A 12,257-nucleotide genomic window follows, 5' to 3' on the forward strand; every position below is an offset into this window, starting at 1 on the left:
CAAGGGAACTTTGTCACACGCTATCGATTTGATAGCTTGCGAGCCCCGGGGCACGCAGCCGCAGCCGATCGACTGGAAGCAAACCCAGGTCCGCCCCAAACGCCAGCGACCCCGCGAGTCGAAGGGCTTCCGGTCAGCGCCAGCTGGCCCGCATCCGGCTCAGGAGGTCGATGGTGGCGGCCGGCGGCGGCACGTGCGGCGCGCGCTCGGGCGGCGGCGGCCAGGTCTGGCGTTCGAAAAGCTCGGCATCGGCCGCGGTGATGAAGCGCGTGCGGCCGGCATAGAGGTGGCGGTCGCCGCGCACCGCCTGCTGCGTGACGTAGAAGCGCTGCGGCACCAGCAGGTGCAGGTGGTCGCGGGCGCGGGTCATCGCGACATAGAGCAGCCGGCGCTCCTCCTCGAGTTCGTGGGCGCCCTGCGCCACGTCGGCCGGGATGCAGCCGTCGACCACGTTGAGCACGTGGACCGAGCTCCACTCCTGCCCCTTGGCCGAATGGATGGTCGAGAGGATCAGGTAGTCCTCGTCGAGCAGCGGCGGTCCGGGCCGGTCGCTGGTGGCCTCGGGCGGATCCAGCGTGAGTTCGGTCAGGAAGCGCTCGCGCGAGGCATAGCCGGCGGCCAGCCGCGCGAGCTGCTCGACATCGCCGCGGCGCAGGCCGGCATCGTCGTGCAGGCGCTCCAGGTGCGGGACATACCACTGCAGCGCGAGATCCATGTCGGCCGGCCAGGCCAGCGCGGGATCGCGCAGGGCGGCGTCGATGGCTGCGAAGCGGGCCCATTCGACCTGCGCCGCGGCCGGCGGCACGAAGGCCTGCACCGCGGCGCCGGGATCGGCGGCCTCGGCCATCGCATCGAGCAGGCGCGTCGAGGTGACGGGACCGATGCCCGGGATCATCTGCGTGACGCGAAAGCCGGCCATGCGGCCGCGCGGGTTCTGCGCGAAGCGCAGCACCGCGAGCAGGTCCTTCACGTGGGCGGCCTCGAGGAACTTGAGGCCGCCGTACTTCACGAAAGGAATGTTGCGCCGCGCCAGTTCCAGCTCGAGCGCGGCGCTGTGGCTCGAGGTGCGGAACAGCACCGCCTGCGACTTCAGCGCCAGGCCGCCTTCGCGGTGCGCGAGCACGCGTTCGGCGACGAAGCGCGCCTGCTGGGCCTCGTCGGGCACCAGCACCAACTGCGGCCGTCCGGCCGAGGGCTTGTCGGTCCAGAGGGTCTTGGCATGGCGTTCGGCGGCGGCCGCGATCACGGCGTTCGACACATCGAGGATCGGCTGCGTCGAGCGGTAGTTGCGCTCCAGCGTGACGACGCGCGCGGGCTGCGCGAACTGATGCGGGAAGTCGAGGATGTTGCGCACCGTCGCGCCGCGGAAGGAATAGATCGACTGGGCGTCGTCACCCACCACCGTCAGGCCGCGGCCATCGGGCTTGAGAGCGCGCAGGATGGCGGCCTGCAGCAGGTTGGTGTCCTGGTATTCGTCGACCAGCACGTGGTCGAAGCGCGCGCCGATCTGGGCGGCCAGCGCGGGCTCGGCCACCATGCCTTCCCAGTACAGCAGCAGGTCGTCGTAGTCGAGCACCTGTTGCTGCTGCTTGGCCGCTACATAGGCGCCGAACAGCTTCTTCAGTTCGCCCTCCCATTCGGCGCACCAGGGAAAGGCTTCCTTCAGCACCCGGGCCAGCGGCGCACAGGTGTTGACGGTGCGCGAATAGATCGAGAGGCAGGTTCCCTTCTGCGGAAAGCGCCGGGTCATGGAGGACAGGCCGATGTCGTGGCGCACCAGCCCCATCAGGTCCTCGGCATCGCCGCGGTCGTGGATCGTGAAGTTCTCGCTCAAGCCGATCTGTGCCGCGTACTCGCGCAGCAGCCGTGCGCCGATGCCGTGGAAGGTGCCGGCCCAGGGCAGCGCCGGCGGCGTCTGCGAAGCCAGGCCCAGCACGCGCATCAGCACTTGGCCCGCGCGGCGCTCCATCTCCTGCGCGGCGCGGCGCGAGAAGGTCAGGAGCAGGATGCGCTGCGGGTCGGCGCCGCCGGCGATCAGGTGCGCCACGCGGTGCGCGAGCGTGCTGGTCTTGCCCGAGCCGGCGCCGGCGATCACGAGCAGCGGCCGCGGGTCCTGCTGCGCGGGTTCGAGCGCGGCGTCGACGCCGTGCAGCACCGCGGCGCGCTGCGCGTCGTTGAGCTTCGCGAGCGCCTCCGCCAGCCGTTCGGCCTGGCTCGTGGCGCCGGGGGAAGTGGGTGTCGCAACGCGCTGCATCGCCGCAACTGTACTGTATGTCCGTCCAGCCTCAGGCCAACGCCGTCACGGCCTGGATGACATAATCGCGCCTCGCTGCAACCGGAGACTCCTGCATGGAAATCGACCCGTCTCGGCAGCTTTCACTTCCCCTCTGACGCGTCGTCGGCGAGGGAATTGAAAGCGCCCACACCCCTCGCCCAACCGCCAGACATTTCACGGGAGTGAGCCCATGCTCAACATCTTCACGCTTGCCAATGGCCGCCTCGTCCAGGAAGAGATCGAGGCCCTCGAAGAGCTTTCCAAGTTCCAGCCGATCTGGGTCGATCTCGAATCGCCCACGGTCGAGGAAAAGCGCTGGATCAAGCAGTACTACGGCCTTTCGATTCCCGAAGACGCGATGGACGAGGACATCGAGGAGTCGGCTCGCTTCTACGAGGAAGACAACGGCGAACTGCACATCCGCAGCGACTTCCTGATCGACGACGACGAGAACCCGCGCTCGGTGCGCGTGGCCTTCATCCTCAACCAGCACAACGTCGAGTTGCGCAGCCGCGGCGTGCTGTTCTCGATCCACGACGAGGACGTGCCGGTGTTCCGCCTGCTGCGCATGCGCGCGCGGCGCGCCCCCGGGCTGATCGAGGACGCCAAGGAAGTGCTGCTGAAGCTGTTCGACGCCGACGCCGAGTACTCGGCCGACACGCTCGAGAACATCTATGACGAGCTCGAATCGGCAGGCAAGAAGGTGCTGTCGGGCAACGTCAGCGACGAGCTGGCCGGCGAGGTGCTCGGCCTGATCGCGCGCCAGGAGGACTTGAACGGACGCATCCGCCGCAACGTGATGGACACGCGCCGTGCCGTCAGCTTCATGATGCGCAGCCGGATGCTGAACGCCGAGCAGTTCGAGGAAGCGCGGCAGATTCTTCGCGACATCGAATCGCTCGACAACCACACGGCCTTCCTGTTCGACAAGATCAACTTCCTGATGGATGCGACCGTCGGCTTCATCAACATCAACCAGAACAAGACCATCAAGATCTTTTCGGTGGCCAGCGTGGCGCTGTTGCCGCCGACCCTGATCGCCAGCGTCTACGGCATGAACTTCAAGTTCATGCCCGAACTCGATCTGACCTACGGCTACGCCTATGCGGTCGTGCTGATGATCGCCAGCGCCCTGGTGCCGATGTGGTACTTCCGCCGGCGCGGCTGGTTGAAGTGACCACCCCGTTGCTTGCTCACTTCGTGTAGCCGCCTCCCCTCAAGGGGCGCACCCAGCGGCCCGGCTGAGCCGGTTCCGAGGGTGCTCTCGATCAGAGTGGCTTGGGTGGGCCTGGTTCTTGTTGCGGCGAGAGTGTCGCGAGCCAGGCGCTGACGAGGGCCAGGCTGTAGCGGCTCGCGACCGCCGAGACGAAGCGCGTGAAGTCGCCATGCGCCTCGTCGTCGGCGCGATCGGAAATGGTGCGCACCGCGGCGAAGGGCACGCCGTAGTCGTGGCACACCTGGGCCACCGCGGCGCCCTCCATCTCGACCGCCAGCGCGTCGGGCAGGTCGCGGCGAAGCACGGCGCTTTCGGCCGCGGTCGAGACGAAGCGGTCGCCGCTCACCAGCAAGCCGCGATGCACCGTCGGCGCGGCCAGGCCGAAGTCCTCGACCACCTGCGGCCCCAGCAGGCCCACCGGGTCGCGCAGCAGCTCGGCGGCCACCGCCGCGAGCGAATCGCCGATCGCGGTGTCGACCGCGAAACGGGCGTGGCCGGTCAGCGGCACCTCGTACCTCGGGAAGATCGGCGAGGCGTCGAGGTCGTGCTGGAGCAGCCTGGTGGCGACCACCACGTCGCCCACCCGGACGCCCGGCGCCAGCCCGCCGGCGACGCCGGTGAAGACGATCGCGCGGACCTTGAAGCGCTCGAGCAGCACCGTGGCCGTGAGGGCCGCCGCCACCTTGCCGATGCGCGACAGCACCGCGACCACCGGCTGCCCGCACAGGTGCCCGACCCAGAAGTCCCGCCCCGCCACGTGCACGCGCTGCTCGTCGGGCATCTGCGCGAGCAGTGCACTGAGCTCCTCGTGCATCGCGGCGACCACGGCGATCGTCATTGCTTGATATCAACTCCATAGAACGTGTGGCGGCCGAAGGGACTGAGCTTGAAGTCGACCACCTCCTTGCGCACCGGCTTCAGCTGCACCGCATGCGCGATCGTGAACCACGGCGCCTGCTCCTTGAAGATCACCTGCGCCTTCTTGTAGAGCGCGTCACGCTCGGCCTGCTGGGGGACGTTCTTGGCCTTCACGACCAGATCCTCGTAGGGCTGGTAGCAGAACTTGGCCACGTTGCTGCCGCTGGCCGATTGCGCCGAGGCGCAGCCCAGCAGGGTGTAGAGGAAGTTGTCGGGGTCGCCATTGTCGCCGGTCCAGCCCAGCATGCCCATCTGGTGCTCGCCGGCCTGCATGCGCTTCCTGTACTCGCCCCACTCGAAGGTCTTGATCTCGGCCTTGACGCCGACTTTCGCGAGATCGGCCTGCATCAGCTCGGCGATGCGCTTGGCATTCGGGTTGTAGGGCCGCTGCACCGGCATCGCCCACAGGTCGGTCGTGAAGCCGTCGGGATAGCCCGCCTGCGCCAGCAGCTTCTTGGCGGCCTCGGGATCGTAGGGGTCGTCCTTGATGGCATCGTTGTAGGACCACATGGTCGGCGGGATCGGGTTCTTGGCGGCGACGCCGGTCGTCAGGTAGACGCCGTCGATGATCGCCTTCTTGTTGATCGCCATGTTGAGCGCGCGTCGCACGCGCACGTCGTCGAAGGGCTTCTTCTGCGTGTTGTAGGCCAGGTAGCCGACGTTGAGGCCGGCCTGCTCGAGCACCTGCACGCTCGGGTCCTTGCGGATGGCGTCGAGGTCGGCCGGGTTCGGGTAGGGCATCACGTGGCACTCGCCCTTCTGCAGCTTGGCCCAGCGCACCGAGGCGTCGGGCGTGATCGCGAAGATCAGGTCGTCGATCTTGGCCTTGCCGCCCCAGTACTGCGGGAAGGCCTTGAAACGAACGATCGCATCCTTCTGGTATTGCACCAGGTAGAACGGGCCGGTGCCGATCGGGTCCTGGTCGATCTTCTCGGGCGTGCCGGCCTTGAGCATCGCGATCGCGTATTCCTTCGACTGGATGCCGGCGTAGGGCATCGCCAGGTTGGCCAGGAACGGCGCCTCGGGCTTGTTCAGCACGAACTTCACGGTGTAGTCGTCGACGCGGTCGATCGACTTCAGCAGCTTGGGCATGCCCATGTCGTTGAAGTAGGAGTGGTTCGGGCTCGTGACCTTGAAGTAGGGGTCGTTCTCCTTCCACTGCCGCTCCATCATGAAGATGACGTCGTCGGCGTTGAAGTCGCGCGTCGGCTTGAAGCTCTTGGCCGTGTTGTGCCACTTCACGCCGCGGCGCAGCTTGAAGGTGTATTCGGTGCCGTCGGGCGAGATGGTCCAGCTCTCGGCCAGGCCGGGCAGGACCTTGGTGGTGCCGCGCTCGAACTCGACCAGGTTGTTGTAGACCTGCGTGGTGGCGTCGAAGGAAGTGCCCGTGGTGTTCACCGCCGCATAGAAGTTCTCGGGACTGCCCTCGGAGCAAAAGACCAGCGTCTTGGCCGACGCGGCGCCGCAGGCGAGCGCGATGGCCGCCGGGGCCAGCAGCGTGGCCGCGCGCAGACGACGCGAGAGGTGGGAGGTGGTGGGCATGTCGTTCGACTCCTTCAGGGTTGAGGCCGCGCGAACGCGGGCGGGGACACATCGGCAGGCAGGAACTTCTCGGCATGGTGGCAGGCCACCCTGCGCTCGTCGAGCAGCCGCGGCAACGGCCGCTCCATGCGGCAGCGCTCGGTGGCATGGCTGCAGCGCGTGTTGAAGACGCAGCCCGGCGGCGGCGCCAGCGGCGAGGGCAGCTCGCCCTTGAGCACGATGCGCTCGGCCGCGAGCCCGGGCGTCGAGGCCAGCAGCGCCTGCGTGTAGGGGTGCAGCGGCCGCGCGAAGATGCGCGCCTTGGGCCCCTGCTCGACCGCATGGCCGAGGTACATCACCAGCACCTCGTGCGCGATGTGGCGCACCACGCCGAGGTCGTGCGAAATGAAGAGGTAGGACAGCCCCAGATCGGCCTGCAGGTCGGCCAGCAGGTTCAGCACCTGGGCCTGGATCGAGACGTCCAGCGCCGACACCGGCTCGTCGGCCACCAGCAGCCGCGGATCGAGCATCAGCGCGCGCGCGATCGCGATGCGCTGGCGCTGGCCGCCCGAGAACATGTGCGGGTAGCGGTTGGCGTACTCGGGCCGCAGCCCGACGCGGGCCAGCATGTCGCGCGCCCGGGCGGCGCGCTCCGCCTGGCCGAGCGTGGTGTTGATCGCCAGCGGATCCTCGAGCACGGCGGAGATCTTCTTGCGCGGATTGAGCGAGCCGTAGGGGTTCTGGAACACCAGTTGCACCGCCTGGCGCAGCTCGCGCCGGCGCTCGGGCGGCGGATCGACCGCATCGTGGCCCACCAGGCGGAGCGAACCCGCAGTGGGTTTCTCGATCAGCGCCACCATGCGCGCGAGCGTGGATTTGCCGCAGCCCGATTCGCCGACCACCGCCAGCGTGCGGCCGCGCTCGATGCGAAACGAGATGTTGCCCACCGCCTGCAGTTGCGCCGGGGCGCGGAACAGGCCACGGCGCACCGGGTACACGCGCTGCAGGTCCTGCGCTTCAACAACGACTGTCTGGTTCATCCAGGTGGTCCATGGCGCAGTGCGCCTTGCGCGACGACTGAAACCGGCACACCCAAGGCCAGGGATACCGCGGAACCGGCTTCGCCGGGCCGCCGGTATCGCCCCCTCGAGGGGGAAGCGCCGAAGGCGTTTCGGGGGTGTTTCATCTCACGAACTCCACGACGTGGGCGCCATCGCGCGCCAGGGCCTCGTCGCGCTGCGGGTCCCCGAGCGCGTAGTGGCAGCGCACCTGCCCGCCCATCCAGTCGCGCAGCTCGGGCCGCACCGAACGCGAATGCGCGGTCGCGTAGTCGCAGCGCGGCGCGAAGAGGCAGCCGGCAGGCCGGTCGTGCACCCCCGGCACCACGCCGGCGATGGTGGCGAGCCGCCCTGCGCCCGCCGTGCGCTCCGGCAGCGCCGCCAGAAGCGCCGCGGTGTAGGGATGCTGCGGCGCCGCGAACAGCTCGGCCACGCCGCGCTCCTCCATCACCTGGCCCGCATACATCACGGCCACGCGCTGTGCCATTTCGCTGACCACGCCCATGTTGTGCGTGATCAGCACCAAGCCCATGCCGCGCTCCTTCTGCAGGCTGCGCAGCAGGTCGAGGATCTGGGCCTGGATCGTGACGTCGAGCGCGGTGGTCGGCTCGTCGGCGATCAGCAGCTTGGGATCGCAGGCGATCGCCATCGCGATCATCACGCGCTGGTTCATGCCGCCCGAGAGCTGGTGCGGATAGCTTCCGAGGCGCGTGGAGGCGGCCGGAATGCCGACCTGCTCCAGCAGTTCGGTGGCGCGCCTCATGGCCTCGCGCTTGTCGAGGTGCAGGTGCAGGCGCAGCGTTTCCATCAACTGCCAGCCGATGGTGAAGCAGGGATTGAGGCTGGTCGTCGGCTCCTGGAAGATCATCGCCACGTCCTTGCCGACCAGCCCGCGCCGCGCCTTGTCCGAAAGGCCGAGCAGGTCGCGGCCGGCGAAGCGCAGGTGCTGCGCGCGCACGCGGCCCGGCCAGCCGATCAGGCCCATCAGCGCCATCATCGTGACGCTCTTGCCCGAGCCCGATTCGCCGACGATGCCGAGCACCTCGCCCTGCTCCAGGCGCAGGCTCACACCGTCGACGGCGTGCAGCGTCCCGCCCTGCGTGGGGAATTCCACATGGAGGTCGCGGATGTCGAGAAGCATCAGCCCACCCCCGTTGCTTGCTCGCTTCGAGTAGCCGCCTCCCCCCTCGAGGGGGCGCTGCCGGCGGCCCGGCAAAGCCGGTTCCGCGGCAGCTCCGGAACAGACGCATCTTCGAGCGCTTGGATCATGAGGTTCATCTTTTCAACTTGGGATCCAGCGCATCGCGCAGCCCGTCGCCCAGCAGGTTGAAGGCCAGCACCGCGGCGAGGATCGCCAGGCCCGGGAAGGTCACGACCCACCAGGCGCGCAGCACGAACTCGCGCGCATCGGCCAGCATGGTTCCCCACTCGGGCGACGGCGGCTGCGCGCCGAGGCCCAGGAAGCCCAGCGCGGCGGCATCGAGGATGGCGGTCGAGACGCCCAGCGAAGCCTGCACGATCAGCGGCGCGGCGCAATTGGGCAGCACCTCGCGGAACATCAGCCGCAGCGTGCCGGCGCCGCTCACGCGCGCCGCCGTGACGTAGTCGCGCGAGACCTCGGAGATGACCGCGGCGCGCGTGATACGCACGTAGTGCGGCAGCACGACGACCGCGACCGCCAGCATGGCGTTGATCAGGCCGGGACCGAGGATGGCGACGATCACGATCGCGAGCAGCAGGCTCGGCAGCGTGAGCACCACGTCCATGAGCCGCATGATCGCGATCTCCAGCACGCCGCGGAAGAAGCCCGCGATCAGACCCAGCGCGATACCGACCGCGGCCGAGAGCGCCACCACCGCGACGCCGATCGAGAGCGACAGCCGGGCGCCGAACATGAGCCGCGACAGGATGTCGCGGCCGATCGCATCGGTGCCCAGCAGGTGCGTCGCCGTGCCGCCCGCCTGCCAGGCCGGCGGCCGCAGGAAGGCGGTGCTGTCGGTCTGGTTGGGCGCATGCGGCGCCAGCCACGGTGCCAGCAGCGCCACCCCGAGCAGCAGCACGATCACGCCCAGGCCGATCACCGCGCCGCGGTTGGCCGAGAACGAAGCCCAGAACTCGCGCCAGGGTCCTGGCGGCGCGGCGCTCGGTCCGGCAGGAACGGTGGCCGCGGTCATCGCGCCTGGCGGATGCGGGGGTTGATGAAACCGTAGGCGACGTCGACCCCGACGTTGACCAGCATCACGATGACGCCGAGCAGCAGCATGCCGCCCTGCAGCACCGGGTAGTCGCGCCGGCCGATGGCCTCGATCAGCCACTTACCGACGCCGGGCCAGGAGAAGATGGTCTCGGTCAGGATGGCGCCGGTGAACAGCACGCCGACCTGCAGACCGATCACGGTGACCACCGGGATCAGCGCATTGCGCAGCGCATGCACGCCCACCACGCGCAGCGGCGCGAGGCCCTTGGCGCGCGCAGTGCGGATGTAGTCCTCGCCCAGCACTTCGAGCATGGCCGAGCGCGTCATGCGCGCGATCACGGCCAGCGTGTTGGTGCCCAGCACCACCGCCGGCAGGATCAGGTGCTGCAAGGCGGAGACGAAGGCGCCCTTCTCATCCGACAGCAGCGAGTCGATCAGCAGGAAGCCGGTGACGGGCTCGATGAAGTACTGCACCGAGATCCGGCCCGATACCGGCGTCCAGCCCAGCTGCACCGAGAAGAACAGGATCAGCAGCAGGCCCCACCAGAAGATCGGCATCGAATAGCCGGTCAGCGAGGTCGCCATCACGCCGTGGTCGAACAGCGAATTGCGCTTGACCGCCGCCAGGATGCCGGCCGGGATACCGAGCAGCAGCGCGAACAGGATGGCGCACAGCGCCAGCTCGACCGTGGCCGGGAACAGCGCCAGGAACTCGCTCATCACCGGCTCCTGAGTGATCACCGATTTGCCGAGGTCGCCGTGCAGCACCCGGCCGATGTAGATGCCGTACTGCGCGAAGAGCGGCTTGTCGAGCCCGTACTCCTTCAGGAGCGCCGCGTGGCGGACCGGGTCGATGCCGCGCTCGCCGGCCAGCGTCTCGATCGGGTCGCCGGGCACCAGCCGGATCAGGAAGAACGCGAGCAAGGTCATGCCGACGAAGGTCGGCACGAGGAGGCTCGCGCGGGTCAGGATGAATCTGAACATTCATCCCCAATATGCAAGAGCGATGCCGGGTCGGGTCCCCGGCGGAACCCTTACTTCTTGGCGTCGCGCAGCTCGCGGCGCAGGATCTTGCCGACCGGCGTCTTGGGCATGTCGGTGCGGAACTCGATCACCCGCGGCTGCTTGTAGCCGGTCAGGTTGGCGCGGCAGTGCGCCCGCACATCGGCTTCGGTGAGCGCCGGGTCCTTCTTGACGATCACCAGCTTGACGGCCTCGCCGGTCTTCTCGTCGACGATGCCCACGGCCGCGCATTCGAGCACACCCGGCATCTGAGCGACCACGTCCTCGATCTCGTTCGGGTACACGTTGAAACCCGAGACCACGATCATGTCCTTCTTGCGGTCGACGATCTTGAAGTAGCCGCGATCGTCGGCGATCGCGATGTCGCCGGTCTTGAAGTAGCCGTCGGGCGTCATGACCTTGGCGGTCTCGTCGGGCCGCTGCCAGTAGCCGGCCATGACCTGCGGGCCCTTCACCGCGAGCTCGCCCGGCTGGCCCGGCGGCACCTCGTGGCCGTCGTCGTCGAGCAGCTTCACGTCGGTGCTCGGCAACGGCACGCCGATGGTGGCGGTGTAGGCGGTGCTGGTGGTCGGATTGCAGGTGACCGACGGCGAAGTCTCCGAAAGGCCATAGCCCTCGCAAATCGGGCAACCGGTCTTCTCGAGCCAGAGCTTGGCCACGGCGCCCTGCACCGCCATGCCGCCGCCGACCGAGACCTTGAGGTTCTTCCAGTTGACGGTGTCGAAGTCCGGATGGTTCGCGAGGCCGTTGAAGAGCGTATTGACCGCCGGGAAGCTGTGGAAGGTGTGCTTCGACAGCTCCTTCAGCACCGCCGCGAGGTCGCGCGGATTCGGGATCAGGATCAGCTTGCCGCCGGTGCGCATGCTGAGCATCATGTTCACCGTGAACGCGAAGATGTGATAGAGCGGCAAGGCGCAGACGCTGGTCGGCTGCTCGTTGGCCGGCACCTTCAGCATCACGGGCTCGTTCCAGGCCTCGGACTGCAGCACGTTGGCGATCACGTTGCGGTTCAGCAGCACCGCCCCCTTGGAAACGCCGGTGGTACCGCCCGTGTACTGCAGCACCGCGACGTCGTCGGGGCCGAGCGCCGGCGATTGCAGGGTGCGCGATGCACCCTTGTCGAGCGCGTCGTTGAAGCGCACCGCGCCCGGCAGGCTGTAGGCGGGCACCATCTTCTTGACGTTGCGCACCACGTAGTTGACGAGCGCGCCCTTCAGGAAACCCAGCCGGTCGCCCATCGAGGCCAGCACGATGTGCTTGACCTGCGTGGCGCCCAGGCACTGCTGCAGCGTGGTGCCGAAGTTCTCCATCAGCACGATGGCGGTGGAGCCCGAATCCTTCAGCTGGTGCTCCAGCTCGCGCGGCGTGTAGAGCGGATTGACATTGACCACGATCAGCCCGGCGCGCAGCGCCCCGGCCACCGAGATCGGGTACTGCGGGCAGTTCGGCATCATGATCGCGATCCGGTCGCCCTTCACGAGGCCCAGCCCCTGCAGGTAGCAGGCGAAGACGCGGCTCTGCTGGTCCACCTCGGCGTAGCTCACGTCCTTGCCCATGAAGCTGTAGGCCGTGCGGTCGGCGTACTTGGTGAAGCTTTCCTGCATCAACGCCACCAGCGAGGCGTAGCGCGAGGCATCGATGTCGGCGGGTACGCCTTGCGGATAGCTGTCGAGCCAGGGGCGATCAGTCACAGTGAGTCTCCAGAGCGAAATCTTGTTGGGAAATCTGCCGCCATCGTAACTTGACGTTCGGATGCGGCACGGGCCGCGACTTTGCGCGGCCCGTGGTCTTCGTGCGGGCGAGCCGAGCTACTCGATCGCCTTGGCCATGTCCTCGACCACCTTCTTGGCGTCGCCGAAGACCATCATGGTCTTGTCCATGTAGAACAGCTCGTTGTCCAGCCCGGCGTAGCCCGCGGCCATGGAACGCTTGTTCACGATCACCGTCTTGGCCTTGTAGGCCTCCAGGATCGGCATGCCGTAGATCGGCGTGCCCTTTTGCAGCGCCGCCGGGTTCACCACGTCGTTGGCCCCCAGGATGATCGCCACG

10 protein-coding genes are annotated in these 12,257 nt (G+C 68.1%); 1 reads left to right on the forward strand and 9 read right to left on the reverse strand.

Annotated elements, in window-relative coordinates; all coding sequences use genetic code 11:
• Window positions 1–133 precede the first annotated feature (133 nt).
• Window positions 134–2,254, reverse strand: a complete 2,121-nt coding sequence (locus AC1D2O_RS26915) for an ATP-dependent helicase (RefSeq protein WP_478158184.1) — start codon at window positions 2,252–2,254, stop codon at window positions 134–136.
• Window positions 2,255–2,465: 211 nt separating this feature from the next.
• Between AC1D2O_RS26915 and corA the strand changes: the two genes are divergently transcribed.
• Window positions 2,466–3,452, forward strand: coding sequence for a magnesium/cobalt transporter CorA (gene corA, locus AC1D2O_RS26920; RefSeq protein WP_478093047.1), 987 nt, complete (start codon window positions 2,466–2,468; stop codon window positions 3,450–3,452).
• A 91-nt stretch (window positions 3,453–3,543) separates the two neighbouring features.
• Here the strand turns inward: corA and AC1D2O_RS26925 are convergent, their stop codons facing one another.
• From AC1D2O_RS26925 to AC1D2O_RS26960, 8 genes are all read right to left on the reverse strand, one after another.
• Window positions 3,544–4,329 carry a 5'-methylthioadenosine/adenosylhomocysteine nucleosidase gene (locus tag AC1D2O_RS26925; protein ID WP_478093050.1) on the reverse strand — a complete coding sequence of 262 codons (786 nt, stop codon included), beginning with the start codon at window positions 4,327–4,329 and terminating at the stop codon, window positions 3,544–3,546.
• Window positions 4,326–5,951 (reverse strand): ABC transporter substrate-binding protein, encoded by a 1,626-nt coding sequence (locus AC1D2O_RS26930; RefSeq protein WP_478093053.1) that lies wholly within the window; start codon window positions 5,949–5,951, stop codon window positions 4,326–4,328. The genes AC1D2O_RS26925 and AC1D2O_RS26930 overlap by 4 nt, the downstream gene beginning before the upstream one ends.
• Before the next feature lie 14 nt (window positions 5,952–5,965).
• Window positions 5,966–6,970: a dipeptide ABC transporter ATP-binding protein gene (locus AC1D2O_RS26935; protein WP_478093054.1), complete on the reverse strand. Its 1,005-nt coding sequence runs from the start codon at window positions 6,968–6,970 to the stop codon at window positions 5,966–5,968.
• 142 nt (window positions 6,971–7,112) lie between these two features.
• Window positions 7,113–8,132, reverse strand: a complete 1,020-nt coding sequence (locus AC1D2O_RS26940; protein WP_478158187.1) for an ABC transporter ATP-binding protein — start codon at window positions 8,130–8,132, stop codon at window positions 7,113–7,115.
• A 130-nt stretch (window positions 8,133–8,262) separates the two neighbouring features.
• A complete protein-coding gene (locus AC1D2O_RS26945) occupies window positions 8,263–9,162 on the reverse strand; it encodes an ABC transporter permease subunit (RefSeq protein WP_478093642.1) in 900 nt (299 codons plus the stop codon).
• Window positions 9,159–10,169 carry an ABC transporter permease subunit gene (locus tag AC1D2O_RS26950; RefSeq protein ID WP_478093641.1) on the reverse strand — a complete coding sequence of 337 codons (1,011 nt, stop codon included), beginning with the start codon at window positions 10,167–10,169 and terminating at the stop codon, window positions 9,159–9,161. The genes AC1D2O_RS26945 and AC1D2O_RS26950 overlap by 4 nt, the downstream gene beginning before the upstream one ends.
• A gap of 50 nt (window positions 10,170–10,219) precedes the next feature.
• Entirely contained in the window at window positions 10,220–11,899 is a 1,680-nt protein-coding gene (locus AC1D2O_RS26955) for a long-chain-fatty-acid--CoA ligase (protein WP_478093639.1), read from the reverse strand.
• Between the two features lie 117 nt (window positions 11,900–12,016).
• Window positions 12,017–12,257 (reverse strand): NAD(P)(+) transhydrogenase (Re/Si-specific) subunit beta (locus AC1D2O_RS26960; RefSeq protein ID WP_478158185.1); only part of this gene is annotated, 241 nt, incomplete at its 5' end.

Source organism: Variovorax sp. P1_G12, assembly GCF_056405555.1.

Coding starts and splice junctions, on each gene's coding strand:
- AC1D2O_RS26935 (WP_478093054.1), bottom strand. CDS start 6,970: ATGAACCAGACAGTCGTTGTTGAAGCGCAGGACCTGCAGCGCGTGTAC.
- AC1D2O_RS26950 (WP_478093641.1), bottom strand. CDS start 10,169: ATGTTCAGATTCATCCTGACCCGCGCGAGCCTCCTCGTGCCGACCTTC.
- AC1D2O_RS26925 (WP_478093050.1), bottom strand. CDS start 4,329: ATGACGATCGCCGTGGTCGCCGCGATGCACGAGGAGCTCAGTGCACTG.
- AC1D2O_RS26930 (WP_478093053.1), bottom strand. CDS start 5,951: ATGCCCACCACCTCCCACCTCTCGCGTCGTCTGCGCGCGGCCACGCTG.
- AC1D2O_RS26945 (WP_478093642.1), bottom strand. CDS start 9,162: ATGACCGCGGCCACCGTTCCTGCCGGACCGAGCGCCGCGCCGCCAGGA.
- corA (WP_478093047.1), top strand. CDS start 2,466: ATGCTCAACATCTTCACGCTTGCCAATGGCCGCCTCGTCCAGGAAGAG.
- AC1D2O_RS26915 (WP_478158184.1), bottom strand. CDS start 2,254: ATGCAGCGCGTTGCGACACCCACTTCCCCCGGCGCCACGAGCCAGGCC.